Below are 17561 nucleotides of genomic sequence, written 5' to 3' on the forward strand. Positions count from 1 at the left end.
TTTGTTGCGTTATGCAATCTGAGGTGTGTATGGATTCTACGCCGCAATATTCAGGAAAGCCGACACTATACTTAGATCAAAACATCCTCGATCTTTTCGTTAAGAATAGCGTGGGTAGCTTAGGGCGAGAGCTAATGGACAAGTTTCAGATTGTTTATTCTGACGAAACTCTTAAAGAGATAAGACGATCTTCCGGCTATGAAATCGACTTTCTTAATGTTCTAAAAGACCTTGATTCATATCATTTAAAAATCGTTGTCGAGCAACCTGGATTCATCGTCACTGACAAAGCGACCATCACTAGTAGAGACGTATTTGAAGCGTTCGAAGAACACTGTAGCAATGATAATGAATATGGAAACATTGAGAATTCAATGAGCCAGTGGCTGTTCAAGTTCTCTGGCGGAAGATCGGGTGATAGCATTTCTGATATTCATGAGGAACAATTGGCTGCTTTTACACAGCTTATGGATGGTATGCTCGAAAACGCTGATGAACTTCCTGTTGAAATGAGGACGCAGATTAAAGAGTATTCCGAATTAATGAAGGAGCAATATGAATCTACGCTTCATGAGCTTGAAAATACCATGTCAAGAGACATTCCAGATACAAAGGAGTGGAATGGAATAAAGTCCTACAGAGAGTCAGTGGGTATAGGTCCAAAAGAACTAAATAATATAGAGCCTCCGAAAGTGATCGAAAAAATATGGAATGCTTTTAAAGTTAAGCTTCCAAAAAACGATCACATCAATAGCTTAGAAGATTTTTTCCAGACCCGCATAAACCCTATCTACCCTGACAGACCTTACCATCTACACCAAAAGGTGACCGGTATGTATAACATGCTTAATACTCTTGGCTACTTCCCCGACTCCAAAGTACATAAGGAAAAGCGATTTATTGCCGCTATGAGCGACAATAGCCACGCATCAATGGCCTCATTCTGTAATTTATTACTATCAAGAGATGAGAGCTTTGTAAAAAAGGTACGGGCGGTGTATGAGTACCTCGGAGTGCAAACAGAAGTAAGGCTGGTTACGGTAAGCAATGCATAGCAAGGTCATCAAATTGATGGCTTTTCCGTCGTTTGTTTTGTGGTATTACGCTACCACAAAACAACCAACTACAAAGCCGCAATTTATGGCGGCGCTAGGCAAAAAGGCATATGATGTACTTACTAATATTAATATCTGAATTTTCAATAAATTCTTATGGAGCAAGTTTTGATTGCTCTAGGGCTACAACAAAAATCGAGAAGTCAATATGCTTAAACAATAAATTAAGCAAGCTTGATGACGATCATTCTGAATCTTTTTCTAAGTTAAAGAACAAGCTTGAAAAAAGTGAATTTCAAATACTTTTAAGAGAGCAAAGAAAATGGATAAGGGAAAGAAATGAATTGTGTAAAAATAGCTCAAGAGCGGATAGTTGCCTAATTTACGCCTATGAAAATAGGCTTAATACATTAGCTGTATTTTCCAAAAACATTTTGCCATCTTTATCTGATCTAGAAGCCGTTTGTTCCGGGAGCGCTAAAATAAACCCTATCAATAACGAACTATTCGATGTGAACAACGATGGCATAGATGAAGTAGCGGAGACGTGCGTGGGCGGAACAATGAATGTGCCTTGTGTGAATTTCAAAACACAAAATGGAGATGAAGTTTATCTCAAAACGGTTGGCTTTGAATGGAAAACATATTGGACCTTCTCCTCTAGTTATTTTGAATATAATGGTAACGTTTATAACTTACAGGGTACAGAGAAAGGTCCTTCTCACATAAGATATGCCACGCCAGATAACAATAGTTATGTGGTATGTGAATTTGAAAATATAGAGTCAGAAAAATTCAGTCCTACAAATGAATCTAAAACGAGTGCTGATATATGTAATTTGGCTGGCGAAAATAAGCTGCAGTATATCGTTCTAAAAGACAAGCCTGTGATAACTCGTGAGCAGGTCAGAGAGTCAGGTAGGTATGAAACAGGAATACTGAGGCAAGGATATCTGGATATTAATAACGATGGAAATAAAGAGCTTATAGCCCAAGTAGAATATGCGAGCGGTGCTGGTAGAGGATGTGATTTCTTATATTATGATGAGCTTAATATTGAAAGCGGCACCTTTGAAAACGACAAGGGACAAACCCCCTTATTAAAAATGCAAGGGGTAAATTTGGACTCTAGGCATCCAAACTGCGGCGGAATGAATAATAGAATATTTGAGTATAGTGGGAAAGTTTACTATGAGATTAATACATCCAGAGAGCATCGTATATCCATATTAGTCAATGATGAAGCCAAAGATGTCTGTAATGTCAAAAGATCGATTGAAAAAAATGTCAAATATATGGGGCCGCCTAACAAGTAAAGGCACAGCTGTCTGAACTCACTAACGCTCGCCTTTGTCATCTGCGTTAAGCAGCAAGAGATAAATAATGCTCACGAAACTTGAAGTGATTGATAGGCTGGAGTATCCAGAAGCTTATCCAGACATTAAAGAGTCATTAGATCAATATTTCATGAACGCAATATATTCTAAGGACTATGAATATATTAAGGTTCTACTTGAAGCTGGCGTCAGTCCAAACGTTAAAGATGAGTGCTTATTGCAACATTATTTGCATGAATACATGGTTGAAAAAACCATACGCGGTGAATTGATACGAGACATTATTGTCCTTTTGCTTAATCACGGAATAGATCCAGATGTAGAGTCTATGAATGGAATTCGTGCATATGACTACGCGGTGCACTGGAAGGTAATACCTATAGCAGAGCTGTTAAAACAGCATGTAAAAGATACGGCGGTCAAGGAGCCAATATAGTGGGTAACAAACAGAACAGTCTATCGCCCTCTACACGCTACACTCGTGTTTGTTGCGGGCGTTCAGGGGGGAGTTAGTGCGTAGAATTGCAATATGGATGTTGTTGTTTTTCCCGGTTGTGGCACATGCGAATGCTGTATGGCCGGCGCTGTACCTAGAAACTCGGCTATTTTCGTGGTGGGCAATTTCTGTAGGCCTAGTTGTAGAGTATTTGTTTGTCCGTAAACTGTTCCAAGTCACACCTAAAAAAGCAATTTTCGTAACAATTACCGCCAATGCAGCCTCAGCCCTTCTCGGAATACTACTTATTCCATTGGCTGGTATAGCTTGGGAAGTGTTCCCCGGTCTGTTGTTTTATCATGTCCTTAACATCGGTACTTTTAATCCAATAACCTGGTGCGCAACATTTATTATCGCCTGTGCTGTTAACGTTGCTTTGGAAGGCTTGGTTTATAAAAAAACTTTTAGGTTAAACTTTTTGTTCAAAAGCAAAATGTTCCTTTGGTTTCTGTTAGCCAATGCTGTCAGTGTCGGCGTAGCAGCGGTCAGTTTATATATTATTCCGGTGCAGCCATGAAAGTATCAAATGACTGTGGTGTGATTAGTTCAAAAATCAACTGTGAGACAACCCCGATTATCTCGCGCCATCGTGAATACAAGGGTTCAGCGCCTAACTAAAGCAAGCCCCTGTCTTTACCGGTGATAGTCTGTATGACCCCTGTCATTGTGGATGAAGGATGCTCAGGATCGCATTTTCAGCCAAAACGCCTGCACGAGCTAGATTGTAAGCCGGTCTGATAATGGCCGCTCCCACGCAGGCTTTTAACCCCAACCCCCACCTTAGTTGATCTAACTCAAAACCTTGTAATAAGGCCAGCTTTACAATGCCTTATCGACTCAAGCTTCGCGTAATTGGCGTTGGTTTTGTCATAGATGCTCGAATTGCACCAGCCCAAGGGCTTAGGCCGGTCTGTTTAGGAGAAAGTTGATGATTATTGTGAATAACGTGGAGATTACAGAGCCCGCCATTTTGGCGGAGATGCAGTACCACAAGGCCGAAAGTCAGCGCGATGCCATGATTAAGGCTAGCGAGGCGTTGATTATTGCCGAGCTGGTAAAAGCCCGCGCTGCGGAGCTTGGTATCGTTATAAAAGATGACGCGAGCGAAGCTCAGGCGCTGGAGCAGCTACTAGACGCAGACGTCCCCATGCCGCTGGCCAGCGAGGAAGATTGTCGCCGCTACTACGAGGCCAACCTCGAGAAATTTCAGAGCACGCCTTTGCTGGCGGTGCGCCATATTCTTTTGGCGGCAGATCCAGAGGATGACGATGCTCGCATCAAGGCTGCAGATCAGGCTATTGTGCTGCTGGCGAAATTGAACGCCGATATTGGGCAGTTTGACGCTTTGGCGGCGGAGTTTTCCGGCTGCCCTTCGGCAAAACTTGGCGGTAACCTAGGGCAGTTGACTAAAGGCCAAACCGTGCCCGAGTTCGAGCGTCAATTGTTTAACTTAAGTTTAGGTCTTGCCAAGCGACCCATTGAAAGCCGGTACGGTTTACATTTGGTTTTGGTTGAACACCGCGTAGAAGGCCGGCAATTACCCTTCAACGCAGTAGAGCAACGCATTGCCGATTACCTCAATGAAAAAGTAAGGCGTAAATCCATCGCCCAGTATGTTGAAACGTTAATTTCGCAAGCGAAAATTGAGGGTTTTGATTTTTCAGTGAGCGATTCGCCGTTGATGCAATGATTTTTAGGCTACAGGCTACAGGCTACAGGCTACAGGCTACAGGCTACAGGCTACAGGCCGGCTTCTAGTGGCAACAGTTTTTAGTTGACAGGAAAAGCTGCGCCCAAAAAAATCAGCTTGCAGCTTGCAGCTTGCAGCTTGCAGCTTGCAGCTTGCAGCTTGCAGCTTGCAGCTTGCAGCTTGCAGGGGGCGGCCCCCGCCTTGCAGCTTGCAGGGTCCGGCCATCCAGCTTGCAGCTGTCGTCATTTTTTCTACCGAGTCTCAAACATGTGCGAAAAGTGTAGTCCGAGCGAGTTGTTGGAACGCAATAAAAGCTGGGCAGCGGCTTATCAGGAAAAAGACCCGACGTTTTTCTCGCGATTGGCGGCGCAGCAAACGCCGAATTATTTATGGATAGGCTGCTCCGACGCGCGTGTGCCTGCTAACGACATTGTCGGTATGGAGCCGGGCGAGTTATTTGTGCATCGCAATATCGCCAATCAAGTTATTCACACGGATTTCAATGGCTTATCCGTGGTGCAATTCGCCTTGGATATTTTGAAGGTAGAAAATATCATTGTTTGCGGTCATTACGGCTGTGGCGGTGTGCGCGCAGCGTTGGCGCACGAAGAATTGGGTATTGTGGATAATTGGCTTAGGCATATTAAAGATATTTACTGCCGTCATAAAATTGAGTTGCAGGCTTTAAGTTCTACCGACGACGAAGTGAATCGCTTGTGCGAACTGAATGTGATGGCGCAGGTGGAAAATCTATCCAAAACGAAGGTGGTACAGCGCGCTTGGCGCAACGGCCGAAAGCTCTCTATTCGCGGTTGGATTTACGGCTTGAATGACGGCCTTATTAAAGACTTAGCCGTGACTGCGAGTGCGCCAGATGGCGTAGACGATATCTACCGTATGGCGCCGAAAGGTTAAGTTAACCCGTGTCTTAAGGTCTTAGGCCACACACTAGAGGATTGACGGCGCCGGGCGTTTCAAACTGGCGAACATCATCTAGCGAGTATCATCTGCCTATTGGTGCTTGGGCATGACGGTGGTGTATTCATCTCATCTGTTCTATATTGCGGCATAAATTGTTAGCAAGGAAGAGCGAAAATGGCGTGCCCATTACCACTATCTAGACTGCATAAACTTATGATTCTGGTTGGTTTGAGCGGTATTTTGCTGTCCTTGCCAACGCTCGCGACGGAACAAGACGATAAAGGTTTACCGCCCATTCGCACGCTAACTGCCGAACAAAGTGAGCGCGCTGCCGCCAACTACCAAAAATATTGTGTGCTGTGCCACGGCGAAAACCGGCAGGGCCATGTCAATGATCACGCGCCATCGTTGCGCAGCCGCAGTTTATTTGAGTCTGGTGTGCCGCACGCAATTTTGCGGCCGCTATCCTATGGTCGCCAAGGCACTGCAATGGGCGGCTATCTCGATGAAGTGGGTGGCCCACTCACGCTGGATGAAACCTGGGACCTTACCTATTGGCTGTTTGAGCAATCTGGGGTTGAGCGCGTGGCGATGAGCACGCAGCCGGTGTTGGGCGACATACAAAGAGGTGAAAAAATATACCAGCGCGATTGCGCCGTGTGTCACGGTAAGGCGGGCGAGGGCATCACCGCGCCGGCGTTGGGTAATGCGTCTGCCCTGGCCCACAATAGCGATGAATTTATCCGCTACGCCATACAGCAGGGGCGGCAAGATACGCCAATGCCTGCTTTCTCCGGCCGATTAACTGAGCCCGATATCGACAATGTGACGGCATTTTTACGCAGTCGCGCTAGCGGCTGGCAAGATATCAAACCAGTGTTGCAAGCCTTACCAACGCCCGATCAATATGTGGTTAACCCACAGGGCGAGCAGCCAGACTTTGCATTGGCGCAAGGGCGCTATGTGTCGTCGGCAGATTTATATGCCGCTTTGGTGGCAAAGAAGAAAATGGTCTTATTGGATACGCGCGTCACCTCGGTGTGGCAAACCGCGCATATCGAGGGCTCTTTCCCGGCGCCTTATTATTCAGATTTTAAAACCATTGCGAAAGATATCCCGCGCGATGTGCTGATTGTGGCCTATTGTTCCTGCCCAAGAGCCGCGGCCGATTATGTGATTGATCAACTTAAAGATTTAGGCTTTAACCATACGGCGGTGTTGTACGAAGGTATTTTTGGCTGGATGCATGAAGGCTATCCGGTGGCGCGCCGGGCGATTGCAACGCCCGATGATGGCAGCTCAAACTAGTACTGGGTTTTCTTTGAGCACTAGCCGCCGGTGCTACTCATAAAGCGAACAATCTGCGGTTCGCTGTTGAGGTCGAAGTGGTGGCGTTCAGGCTTGATCGTAATGGCTTGAACGATGGTGGCCTTAAGGCGCTCGCGATCACCCGGGTGGGCGCGCAGTATGGCTTTTAAATCTGCCGCGTGCTCGTTGCCCAGGCAGAGCAGCAATTTTCCTTCCGCGCTTACGCGCACGCGATTGCAACTGGCACAAAAGTTTTCTGAGTGGGGTGAGATAAACCCGATGCGCGAGTGGTAGCCTGGCACCTGCCAATAACGCGAGGGGCCGGCGGTTTGCGCTTGCAATGGCTCTAGCTTAAATTTCGGGCCGATGATGTCGCGCAAGTCTGCGCTCGAACAAAACTCTAAGGCACGGCTGTGTTCGACAATACTACCGAGCGGCATTTCTTCAATAAAACTGATGTCTAAGTGATTATCTAATACAAACTGCACTAGCTCTGGCACTTCCACTGCATTGCGATTTTTCAAGATAACCGCATTGAGTTTTATCCGCTCAAAGCCCACGTCTTGCGCCGCTTTTATGCCGTCCAGTACTTGTTGCAGTTCACCGGTGCGGGTGAGCTCGCGAAACTTGGCTGGGTTCAAGGTGTCTAGGCTAATGTTGATGCGCTTAACACCGGCGGCTTTAAGTTCGGCCGCGTATTTAGGTAGTTGTGAGCCGTTGGTGGTGAGGGTGAGTTCTTTTAACGGTAGTTTGCCTAATTGTTTGAAAACTTGCGTTACGCCTTTGCGCACCAGCGGCTCGCCGCCGGTCACGCGAATCTTGCTAACCCCCAGCTCGACAAATGCGGTGCCTATCTCGGTGAGTTCCTCCAAGGTGAGTACTTGCGCCCTGGGCATGAAGGTCATGTCTTCGCTCATGCAATAGACACAGCGAAAATCACAGCGGTCGGTCACTGACAGGCGGATATAGTCGATTTTTCTGTCGAACGCATCAATGAGCATCTATTGCGTCTATTACCTAGGGCTGGGGTTTAGGTTAACTATCGAGAGTGCTCGGTTATTCTAGCGCAAATACAGGGCTAATTCGCCCTTTGACGCCGCCTCGGCCTCTGGCCTGGTGTTAGCGGCTTGGCGTGCAAGATGGTTTGCGTTAGTGCGGTTTGCCAGGGCCTTGGCCCACACTCGGCGCCTGTACATTGGGTACCCAATCCCACCATTCGTGCTGGCCATCGGTGCGGGTTTCTTGGGTGCGGTGGATATCCCAAGTGACTAGATAATCGGGGTTTTCGATATCGACGCCACTGGGCGCGTGGCTAAAGCGACCGGCCGGCGCCTTAAACCAAGCCGCCAAGTTTGGCGGCAGGATAAAGTCGGCCTGCTGTACCTTTGGGTCTGTGTGCTGCAGTTGCACCGTTATACCCAGCTCATCGTCCACCTTAATCACCCGCCCGCAACACTGCGACTGCTTAAGCAGCGTGCCGTCGGTTTCGAAGTAAGAAAGACCGATGAGGCAAGTTTTGTTAATTAAATCGGATAGCTTCATGGTAAATAATTCTGCCGTAATTATTAAGCTTCAAGCTTCAAGCTTCAAGCTTCAAGCTTCAAGCTTCAAGCTTCAAGCAATAAGCAACAAGCAACAAGGCGGGGGGACTGGTCCGACACTTCGGCCCCCTACAAGCTAAAAGCAATACTTCTCTGCGGCTTGCGGCTTGCGGCTTGCGGCTTGTAACTATCAATGGTTTAAAGGCGCCACACCCACCTGCGGCATATTGGCCAGGCCTATATCGCGCGCGTGTTCTTCGAAGCCTTTGTTTTTCCAGAAGAAGGCACCGGGCATAGTGGTGGGTATCACCAACACATAAAATAATGCGCGCCCCACTATCGAGGTGGCAATCAATAAGCCTCCGGCGAAACACCAGGCGAGCAGTGCATACAGATTGTCTAGGTTCCAGACCGCTAAGGCGATTAACAAGCCGGTGACCAAACACAGATTAGCCGCCAGCAGTAAGTTGCGGGCTAAAAAGGTTTTACCAAAGGTGGTGGACTGAATGTAGTAAGACGCACCGCCTTCGTGCTCGGCGCTTGCCATGGCTTTGCTGTGGGCGAGGTGGCCGATGGCCTCAACTAATAACCCCAGCGCCATCAAGCCGCCACACACTAATAACGCCACGCTAAAATCGACGCCAGAAAATGCCAAAGTCGGAACGATAACTGCGCCCGCCACTAAACCGCCTAAGGACAGCATGTTGCCAAAAAACGCGCTACCCACCTGCCAGTGGTTCCAGAAGGGGCGCGCTTCGATGCGATAACAGCGGTTCATGTAGTACAAACCCGCGAGGCTTGCCGGGATGGCAAAATAACCGAACGCCGCGGCCCAACTTTGTGCGGTTGCCGGGCCAATGAGCGCACTGATATCTGAACCCAAGAGCCAAGTGTAAAGGTTTTGGAAAATACGATTGCCGGGCAGGCTGAATAGAATATGCAAACCTAAGCCAGCCATAAATAAAGCGATACCTAAACCTTCGCGGCACACAGGTGAATGGCGCAAATTATTAAAGCCGCGATAGAAGCGGTGTGGCTTGCCCAAGTGCATGGTGGACATAAACAAACCAAAGCCTACTAATAAAAAGCTTAGTATGGCGAGCGGTGCGTAGAGCGCCGATTGTTGAAAGCTGACCAATGCTGCAATGCCCGCTTGCGCGCCTAGAAAGCTCAAGGCGAAGGCGCCGATGGAGGCCTGTGAGCACAGGGTAAACAGCACCAGAGGATTCTCGCGCGAACTTAACCGCGCCAAATTCCAATGTTTGGATTTACCTTTTTTCTGATCGATGGTGGGCTTGTAGCGGCCGTTCTCATCTTTGTGGTATTTCAGCGGCATGGAATCGGTGCGCTTCATTTCATCGGGTAGCTGATTGATCTGCTGAAAGCGCACGTTGGGGTGAGTAATTTCGGAGTTGGGAAAACCAGGGATATCGGTGAGTGCCTGCTCGCGATTGTCTGGCACGTTTTCAATAACACCGAAATCCAAGGCGTTGCCAACACAGGCGGAAACGCAAGCCGGTTTCAAACCGACTTCAAGACGATCCACACACATGTTGCACTTAGACACTTGGCCCTTAACCGGGTCTAGCTGGGGCGCGTTGTAGGGACAAACCCAAGTGCAATAGCCGCAGCCAAAACAGGTTTCTGGATCTTGCAGCACCGCGCCGTACTCCACGTGTTTGGTGTAGGCGCGCGTTGGGCAGCCTTTCAAACACACGGGGTTGTCGCAATGGTTACAGGCCATGGAAATATTCATGCGCTTGTAGTCTGGGAAGCTGCCGCCCTCCACATAGCCTACCGAGCGAAAGGCAAAATGCGCAGGTGTTTCATTTTTTTCTGCGCAAGCTGCTTCGCAGGCGTGGCAGCCAATGCAGTTGTCGGCGGTAAAGTAAAAACCGTGCTGCTTATTGCGGTTGGGGTTGGTGCCCACCGCCGGGTTTTCGTTAATGTAGAGCGAGCGGCCTACGGGCAGCTTGTGCTCGGTTAAATCGATCAGGTCGATTTTTTGGCCGTAGCGGTTTGACTCTTCAATTTTTTTATCGGATAGAAAGGCGTAGGGTTGCTCTTCGGTGCGAATTTCCCAAATCATTGCGCCCGCTGTGCCAGCGCTTTCACTGCCTTTCACCGGCGTGTGACTGCTGCCCGAAAGGCCGCTGCCGGCTATTTTTTCCAACTGATTTTGTTTGCTATCTTTTAACATATCTGTGCCTAAGCTTGGGTTCAGATTTTACTGTTTATGCGGTCTTCTTTAGCGCAATTAAAAGGTTCGGCGCTCTAGGTTCAGGCGACCGGCCTCTTTTTGGTCGACCTTTTCCACTCGCACAGCATTTTGCTTAAAGGCGGGCTGGCGCGAATAGGGGTCGAGTAAACCGAGGGTCAAGCGGTTTACGCAGTCGTGAAAATGAAACGGGATAAACAACATGTCGCGGCCAACCCGGTGGGTGAGCTGCACCATCACCACGGCATCGCCGCGCCGGCTCACCAAGCGCACGTAAGATTGATGTTCGATGCCCAGCTCCGCTGCGGCATCGGGGTTCATTTCCATGTAGGGCGTGGGGCTGAACTTATTCAAGTTGCCGATCTTTCCGGTGCGGGTGCGGGTGTGAAAATGCTCTACCACGCGGCCCGAGTTGAGCCAGAAGGGATAGTCGTCATCTGGGCACTCGTTGTTGTTAACGAAATCAACGCAAATTAAATTGGCGCGGCCCGAGGGGGTTTGAAAAACGCCGTCTGTGTACAAGCGCTGGTTGCCTTTGAACTCCACCCGGCTCTTGTTATCGATGGCTATCACTTTGCCTAAGCGCGCTTCATCGGCGCTTGCGTCGGCTTCGGTGTAGGGCCATTGAATACCGCGCGCGGCTTCGATTTTATCCCAGGTCATACCAGAAATATCGAGCGTGCGGCCTTCGCCTTTAGACAGCTCGCGCATTTCGTTAAAGGCGGCTTCGGCGTTTTCGGGGAAATTTACTTTATTGCGGTCTTCAAAGCGCTTGGACATTTCCTTGAAGATCCAGAAGTCGGGCTTTGACTCTTTATAGGCCGGCAACACATTGCGGGTTAAGTTAACACGGCGCTCGGTATTGGTGTGGCAGCCTTCCTTTTCCGCCCACACGGCAGCCGGTAAAAACACATGCGAGTGTTTATTGGTTTCCACATCCTCATAAATGTCTTGCACCACTAAGAACTCCAATTTTTCCATCGCCTTGCGAATGCGCGGTTGATTGGGCATGGAGGTCATGGGATTGGTTGCCACTAACCACAAACCTTTTATTTGGCCGGACTCGATCGCCGGGAATATATCCGTTTGCGCCAAACCGCGCTTGGGTGGGAAAAAAGATTCATCTACGCCCCAGAAGTCGGCGATGTGTTGGCGATCTTCGGGTTTTTCCAAATAGCGGTAGCCGGGCAGGCCAGAACAGGACGACCACTCGCGCGTGCCCATAGCGTTGCACTGGCCGGTTATCGATAAACTCGTGCCACCCAATTTGCCGATATTGCCGGTGATTAAATTTAAGTTGTTGATGTTGGCAACGCCGTCTGAGCCGTGGGTGGATTGATTAATGCCCATGGTCCAAATGCTCATGGCGCTGCTAGCGTTGGCGTAAACCCGGGCCACATGGCGGATACGATCTTCGTCGATACCGCAAATATGTTGCGCCTGCTTTGGATCGTATTTGCTCTGTACTAGTTCGCGTAAATCGTCGATGCCTTGAGTGTGCTTGGCAATATAGTCTTCGTCGGCCAAGCCCTCTTTAAAAATAACGTGCATCATCGCGTTGATTAACACGGTGTCGGTGCCGGGTGTAATGGGCAGGTGAATATCGGCAAACTGCGCCAGCATGGTGACCCGTGGGTCTACCACAATGAGCGGGAAGTGGCGCTTCTCGCGCGCCTCTTTTAAACGCCAATAAATAATTGGATGCTGTTCCGGTAAGTTTGACCCGAACGCCATCAAGCAGCCGGTGTGTTCGAAATCCTCATAACAACCCGGTGGGCCGTCGGAACCGAAGGAGCGCTTGTAACCCGAAACCGCCGAGGCCATGCACAGGGTGGTGTTGCCGTCGTAATTATTGGTGCCTATTTGGCCGCGCACCAATTTGCCCAGGGCGTAAAATTCTTCCGTTAATAATTGCCCGGTGGATACGATGGCGAAGCTATCGCGGCCGTATTTGGCTTGAATGTCTTTAATTTTTTCCGCGGTTTTATCCAGTGCCGCGTCCCAGGTCGTGGGCGCGAAGGGCTGATGGGCCTTTTCGCGCATGAGCGGTACTGTGCCGCGCCCGGGTGAGTTAAACAGGTCGTGTTCGAGCAGGCCCTTTATGCAGAGTTTGCCTCGGTTGACATCGGCGCCGGCATGGCCGCGGCTGGTGATTACCTTGCCTTCCGCACTCACCCCAAGCTCGATGGAGCAGCCGGTGGAGCAATAGTTACAGGTGGCGTACTTCCACTCTTTAACAGGCTTGGCGGGGATGCTAATAGGCTTACGCTTTTTACGACCGAATATCATGCTGCTTCCTAGAGGTTGGTGCTACTCATTAAGGAGTAGAAAATTCGAACTCATAGGCATAAAGCAATTAGTGAACCAACTTGGCTAGGGGGCGAAAGTTTTGTGAATCTGGGTGATTTAGGTGGGTTTACTGCGCCATATTTCGTGCTATGCCCCTGTAGACGCTGAAAAACTGTGCATTTTTACCTTGTAGGCCGTCGCGGAGGTGCTTTCGGCGAGGACTTGCGGCACCAATTGTGTGCGATTAGCCTTTTATTGGTGCGGCTTCGAGTTTGCGTTCGCCTCTTTGTTGTGCGCGCTGCACGTTATGGGTGCGACGAGGGCGGTGAGTAGGTGGCTTTGTTGGTGCGTCGCGTTAGGTTTTTAACGAATTGCACTCTTGTTTCTATATAGGCGTGAAGAAAATTAACCAACGGCGTGATTTTTTAAAAAAAATTAACGAATAATTTTAATTGGCATTGTCTTTGCTCTACTCAGTGCATTAGCGCAGTTCACTAGAACATAAGTTATTCAAGACTTAGCGCAACACACTGAGTGGAGTCAGCCAATATGCCAGCCAGCCCAGCCACAAGAACCCATTTTCTCGCCCGGTTAAAGCCGCGTAATAGCGCTGCAGCTGGGCGCGTGTCCCTGGTGGGCGCAGGGCCTGGCGATGCAGATTTACTCACGGTAAAAGCCTTGCGCACACTGCAGCAAGCCGATGTTATTTTTTATGATCGCTTGGTTAGCGAAGATATTCGTGCCTTATTTCCGAGCAGTACGCCTGCTATTTATGTGGGCAAAGCAAAAGATCGTCATTCCATTCCCCAGCAGGATTTAAATTCTCTTCTGGTAGAAACCGCACAGCTCGGTTTACACGTTTGTCGGCTGAAAGGCGGTGATGCCTTTGTGTTTGGCCGGGGCGGCGAAGAGATGTTGGAACTTAAGCAGGCCGGCATTGCCGTCGACGTGGTGCCCGGCATCACCGCTGGCGCTGGCGCAACGGCCTACGCAGGCATCCCGTTAACCCATCGCGGTATCGCCCAGGGGGTGAGTTTTGTCACCGCGCACGGCGAGAAGGAGTTGCATATCAATTGGTCGTCGCTGGCGCACAGCGGACACACCTTGGTGTTCTACATGGGCTTGGGATCTGCAGCCACTATCGCCCGCGAGTTGCAAAGCGCTGGCCTTAGCGCCAATACACCCGCGGCCATTATCGAAAAAGGTTGCTCGGCTCAGCAGCGTGTATTTACCGAGAGCCTTGCGCACTTGCCCGACTTGGTCGAGCGTCATCAGATTGAATCGCCGGCCTTAATTGTTGTTGGCGAGGTGGTGCGCCTGCGCGAACAGCTGCAGTGGCTAGAGCAAATTGCCAGCCCAGAACAGCAAGATATTTACGCCGAAGTGGCAACGCCTGTTGCAGGCAATGCGCTGGCGAGTGTTTCAAATTCTATTAATAAAAATTCCCCTTGGGAAAAATTGTCAGCCTGACGTGAGGAAAGAATATGAGTAAGCAACGCATCGTAGTCGTTGGCAACGGTATGGTCGGCCACAAGTTTATTGATAATGTGGTGACCTCTGATCACGCCAACAACTATCAAGTTATCACGTTTTCCGAAGAGCCTAGGCTGGCCTACGATCGGGTGCAATTGTCCAAGTATTTTTCCGGTTCAAGCGCCGAGGATTTGGCCTTAACCACGGAATCTTATTATCAAGATAAGGGCGTGAACTATGTTCTATCCGATAAGGTGGTTGATCTCGACTTTGACAATAAAGAAGTCATCACCGCCAGTGGTCGGCGCGAAGCCTACGATCAATTAGTACTGGCAACCGGCTCTTTCCCCTTCGTGCCACCTATTCCCGGTAATGATCAACCACACTGTTTGGTTTATCGCACCATCGAAGATTTGGAGGCCATTACCGCGTCGGCCCAGCAATCGAAGGTGGGTGTTGTGGTGGGCGGTGGGCTCTTGGGTTTGGAGGCCGCGAATGCGCTCAAGCAAGCCGGGCTGGAAACTCACGTGGTGGAGTTTGCGCCGCGCTTGATGGCGGTGCAGTTGGACGAGGGCGGCGGCAAGTTACTGCGCAATAAAATTGAAGGTTTAGGTGTGCGCGTGCACACCCAAAAAGCGACCACGGCGATTGTTGCCGGCGAAGAGTGTCGCTATCGCATGAATTTTGCCGATGGTAGCCACCTTGAAACCGACATGATTTTATTCTCCGCCGGTATTCGGCCGCAGGATGAGTTGGCGCGCAAGTGCGGTATCGATTTAGGTGAGCGCGGCGGCATTGTGGTAGATAACCATTGCCAAACCTCGGTTAAAAATGTCTATGCCATTGGCGAGTGCGCGCTGTGGAGCGGTCGTATTTATGGCTTAGTAGCGCCTGGTTATGAAATGGCCAAGGTTGCGCTTTCGCATATCACCGGCGGCGATCAACAGTTTACCGGCGCCGATATGAGCACCAAATTAAAATTGCTTGGTGTCGATGTGGCATCGGTGGGCGATGCCCACGGCAATACCCCCGGTTGTAAAAGTTATACCTACAGCAATGATGTGGACGAGGTGTACAAGCGCATCATCGTGTCGGCCGATAACACCCGCTTGCTCGGTGCTGTGTTAGTGGGTGATGCCGACGGCTACGGCATTTTGCAGCAACTTTGCGTTAATGAAATGGATTTGCCAGACGACCCCAATGCATTGATTTTACCCTCGGTGGATGGCGCCGGTGCGGTAATGGGTGTGGACTCGCTACCCGACAGCGCACAAATTTGTTCCTGTATGGACGTCTCCAAGGGCGCCATCTGTTGCGCCGTACAAAATGGCGCGCAAACTATGGCCGATGTGAAGGCCGAGACTTTAGCGTCTACCAGTTGTGGTGGCTGTACAGCGCTGGTTAAGCAAGTGCTGGATGCCGAGCTAACCAAGCTGGGCGTTGAAGTGAAAAACGATATTTGTGAACACTTCGCCTATTCCCGTCAGCAGTTGGCTGATATCGTGCGCGCCACCAAAGTGCGCAGTTTTGACGCATTGTTAGAGAGTCACGGCAAGGGCCACGGCTGTGAAATTTGTAAACCCACCGTCGGCTCCATATTGGCGTCTTTCTGGAATGATTACATTTTGGAAGATGCGCACATTGGCCTGCAAGATACCAATGATATTTTCTTGGGCAATTTACAAAAAGATGGCACTTACTCGGTAGTGCCGCGCGTTGCGGCGGGAGAAATTACCCCGGAGAAATTAATCGTATTGGGCGAAGTGGCGAAGCAATTTAATCTGTACACCAAGGTCACCGGCGGTCAGCGCATCGATTTGTTCGGCGCACAATTGAACGATTTACCGCAGATCTGGCGCATTCTGGTTGACGCTGGTTTTGAAACTGGCCATGCCTATGGTAAATCAGTGCGCACGGTAAAATCCTGTGTGGGTTCGACCTGGTGTCGCTACGGCGTTGACGACTCCGTTGGCTTGGCTATCGAAATTGAAGATAGATACAAGGGTTTGCGCTCGCCCCATAAACTGAAGTTCGCCGTTTCCGGCTGTACCCGCGAGTGCGCCGAAGCGCAGAGCAAGGATGTGGGTATTATTGCCACGGAAAAAGGTTGGAACCTCTATGTTTGTGGCAACGGCGGCATGCGCCCGCGCCACGCGGATTTATTCGCTACAGGGCTCGACAATGAAACCCTGATTAAATATGTGGATCGCTTCCTGATGTTTTATGTGCGCACCGCCGATCGCTTACAGCGCACCTCGGTTTGGCTGGAAAATTTGGAGGGCGGTTTGGACTACTTGAAGAAAGTGGTGATCGACGATGCCCTCGCGATTGGTGCGGAACTCGAAGCCGACATGGCGCACAACATAAGCAACTACCAGTGCGAGTGGAAAACCACGATAGAAAGCCCTGAAAAATTAAAGCGTTTCAGTCACTTCATAAATACTGATAGCCGCGATAGCAATTTGGCCTACGTGGTAGAGCGCAAGCAAATTCGCCCCGCCAATGAACAAGAGCGTATTGCAGCGGTAGAAGTGGTCGAGCCAGAAATGGCTTAACGCGAAATGGCTTAATGCTTAGTAGCTATCAACTGAAATTTGAGCTGTGTCTAGCGCGGCATGGCTCGCACCAAACGAGAAAGGTATCATGACAGAACAATGGCAAGCCGTGTGTAAGGTAGAAGATGTGATTCCGGGTACTGGTGTGTGTGCACTGGTTGCGGGAAAGCAGGTGGCTATTTTTCGCACCCTGAAAGAAAAGAAATTATTTGCGTTAGATAACTTTGACCCCTTCGGCAAGGCCAATGTGCTTTCCCGCGGTATTCAAGGTTCCATAGGCGAAGATCTCGTCGTTGCATCGCCCCTCTATAAGCAGCACTTTGTCTTGGCAACGGGAAAGTGTTTGGAAGAGGATGTCAGCATTCCTGTTTACGCCGTCCGCGAAGTGGATGGCCAGGTTCAGGTTTCGGTTTGATTTTCTAGCTTCAAATGACAGTTAACAGTTGACAGTTGACAGGCCAGAGCAAAAGCGACGTCGGTGTCGTATCGCTAAGTCTGTTGATAAAGTTTGCACCTTTGCAGGCGAGGGGAGTTTTGCAAGCGACGCTAAGCATTGCTCGCAAAACTCCCCAAACCTGCTTTTTTGCCTACAGGATGTAGGTACACCTGGGAGGGCAGGAGCCCGGGAAGGTGTTGCTCAAGTTCACTGCCGAGAATTAACAAAGCCACGCCATGGAT

General features: G+C 49.7%; 14 protein-coding genes. 10 read left to right on the forward strand and 4 right to left on the reverse strand.

Annotated features, from left to right (window positions below; translation table 11 throughout):
* Positions 1-29: 29 nt before the first annotated feature.
* The 7 genes from QWY82_RS09700 to QWY82_RS09730 all read left to right on the forward strand — a co-directional run bounded on the left by QWY82_RS09700 (position 30) and on the right by QWY82_RS09730 (position 6807).
* Positions 30-1055 carry a hypothetical protein gene (locus QWY82_RS09700; RefSeq protein WP_290261709.1) on the forward strand — a complete coding sequence of 342 codons (1026 nt, stop codon included), beginning with the start codon at positions 30-32 and terminating at the stop codon, positions 1053-1055.
* Between the two features lie 110 nt (positions 1056-1165).
* The gene (locus tag QWY82_RS09705; RefSeq protein WP_290261710.1) at positions 1166-2371 is read left to right on the forward strand and encodes a lysozyme inhibitor LprI family protein; all 1206 of its coding nucleotides are present in this window, start codon (positions 1166-1168) and stop codon (positions 2369-2371) included.
* A 67-nt stretch (positions 2372-2438) separates the two neighbouring features.
* Entirely contained in the window at positions 2439-2828 is a 390-nt protein-coding gene (locus QWY82_RS09710) for an ankyrin repeat domain-containing protein (protein ID WP_290261711.1), read from the forward strand.
* A gap of 76 nt (positions 2829-2904) precedes the next feature.
* Positions 2905-3405, forward strand: coding sequence for a hypothetical protein (locus QWY82_RS09715; RefSeq protein ID WP_290261712.1), 501 nt, complete (start codon positions 2905-2907; stop codon positions 3403-3405).
* A gap of 411 nt (positions 3406-3816) precedes the next feature.
* A complete protein-coding gene (locus tag QWY82_RS09720) occupies positions 3817-4578 on the forward strand; it encodes a peptidylprolyl isomerase (RefSeq protein WP_290261713.1) in 762 nt (253 codons plus the stop codon).
* Positions 4579-4845: 267 nt separating this feature from the next.
* A complete protein-coding gene (gene can, locus QWY82_RS09725; protein WP_290261714.1) occupies positions 4846-5493 on the forward strand; it encodes a carbonate dehydratase in 648 nt (215 codons plus the stop codon).
* A gap of 180 nt (positions 5494-5673) precedes the next feature.
* Complete coding sequence (locus tag QWY82_RS09730; RefSeq protein WP_290261716.1) at positions 5674-6807, forward strand: c-type cytochrome; 1134 nt, start codon at positions 5674-5676, stop codon at positions 6805-6807.
* A gap of 20 nt (positions 6808-6827) precedes the next feature.
* On the opposite strand, the gene moaA is transcribed toward QWY82_RS09730, so the two are convergent.
* The 4 genes from moaA to QWY82_RS09750 all read right to left on the reverse strand — a co-directional run bounded on the left by moaA (position 6828) and on the right by QWY82_RS09750 (position 12855).
* Positions 6828-7808, reverse strand: coding sequence for a GTP 3',8-cyclase MoaA (gene moaA, locus QWY82_RS09735; protein WP_290261718.1), 981 nt, complete (start codon positions 7806-7808; stop codon positions 6828-6830).
* A 148-nt stretch (positions 7809-7956) separates the two neighbouring features.
* On the reverse strand, positions 7957-8349 hold the full coding sequence (locus QWY82_RS09740; RefSeq protein WP_290261720.1) for a hypothetical protein: 393 nt from the start codon (positions 8347-8349) through the stop codon (positions 7957-7959).
* A 189-nt stretch (positions 8350-8538) separates the two neighbouring features.
* Entirely contained in the window at positions 8539-10548 is a 2010-nt protein-coding gene (locus tag QWY82_RS09745; RefSeq protein WP_290261722.1) for a DmsC/YnfH family molybdoenzyme membrane anchor subunit, read from the reverse strand.
* A gap of 57 nt (positions 10549-10605) precedes the next feature.
* Positions 10606-12855 carry a molybdopterin oxidoreductase family protein gene (locus QWY82_RS09750; RefSeq protein ID WP_290261724.1) on the reverse strand — a complete coding sequence of 750 codons (2250 nt, stop codon included), beginning with the start codon at positions 12853-12855 and terminating at the stop codon, positions 10606-10608.
* A 549-nt stretch (positions 12856-13404) separates the two neighbouring features.
* Here QWY82_RS09750 and cobA point away from each other — a divergent pair.
* The 3 genes from cobA to nirD all read left to right on the forward strand — a co-directional run bounded on the left by cobA (position 13405) and on the right by nirD (position 17298).
* Complete coding sequence (gene cobA, locus QWY82_RS09755) at positions 13405-14325, forward strand: uroporphyrinogen-III C-methyltransferase (protein ID WP_290261727.1); 921 nt, start codon at positions 13405-13407, stop codon at positions 14323-14325.
* A gap of 14 nt (positions 14326-14339) precedes the next feature.
* Positions 14340-16883, forward strand: coding sequence for a nitrite reductase large subunit NirB (gene nirB, locus QWY82_RS09760; RefSeq protein ID WP_290261730.1), 2544 nt, complete (start codon positions 14340-14342; stop codon positions 16881-16883).
* 88 nt (positions 16884-16971) lie between these two features.
* Positions 16972-17298, forward strand: a complete 327-nt coding sequence (gene nirD / locus QWY82_RS09765; protein WP_290261733.1) for a nitrite reductase small subunit NirD — start codon at positions 16972-16974, stop codon at positions 17296-17298.
* Positions 17299-17561 lie beyond the last annotated feature (263 nt).

The organism is Simiduia curdlanivorans, assembly GCF_030409605.1.
Lineage (GTDB): Bacteria > Pseudomonadota > Gammaproteobacteria > Pseudomonadales > Cellvibrionaceae > Simiduia > Simiduia curdlanivorans.

Bases quoted from the DNA above. Each gene is read 5' to 3' on its own strand.
- cobA (WP_290261727.1), top strand. From the start codon at position 13,405: ATGCCAGCCAGCCCAGCCACAAGAACCCATTTTCTCGCCCGGTTAAAG.
- QWY82_RS09720 (WP_290261713.1), top strand. From the start codon at position 3,817: ATGATTATTGTGAATAACGTGGAGATTACAGAGCCCGCCATTTTGGCG.
- QWY82_RS09740 (WP_290261720.1), bottom strand. From the start codon at position 8,349: ATGAAGCTATCCGATTTAATTAACAAAACTTGCCTCATCGGTCTTTCT.
- moaA (WP_290261718.1), bottom strand. From the start codon at position 7,808: ATGCTCATTGATGCGTTCGACAGAAAAATCGACTATATCCGCCTGTCA.
- can (WP_290261714.1), top strand. From the start codon at position 4,846: ATGTGCGAAAAGTGTAGTCCGAGCGAGTTGTTGGAACGCAATAAAAGC.
- QWY82_RS09730 (WP_290261716.1), top strand. From the start codon at position 5,674: ATGGCGTGCCCATTACCACTATCTAGACTGCATAAACTTATGATTCTG.
- QWY82_RS09700 (WP_290261709.1), top strand. From the start codon at position 30: ATGGATTCTACGCCGCAATATTCAGGAAAGCCGACACTATACTTAGAT.
- QWY82_RS09705 (WP_290261710.1), top strand. From the start codon at position 1,166: ATGATGTACTTACTAATATTAATATCTGAATTTTCAATAAATTCTTAT.
- nirD (WP_290261733.1), top strand. From the start codon at position 16,972: ATGACAGAACAATGGCAAGCCGTGTGTAAGGTAGAAGATGTGATTCCG.
- nirB (WP_290261730.1), top strand. From the start codon at position 14,340: ATGAGTAAGCAACGCATCGTAGTCGTTGGCAACGGTATGGTCGGCCAC.
- QWY82_RS09710 (WP_290261711.1), top strand. From the start codon at position 2,439: ATGCTCACGAAACTTGAAGTGATTGATAGGCTGGAGTATCCAGAAGCT.
- QWY82_RS09745 (WP_290261722.1), bottom strand. From the start codon at position 10,548: ATGTTAAAAGATAGCAAACAAAATCAGTTGGAAAAAATAGCCGGCAGC.
- QWY82_RS09750 (WP_290261724.1), bottom strand. From the start codon at position 12,855: ATGATATTCGGTCGTAAAAAGCGTAAGCCTATTAGCATCCCCGCCAAG.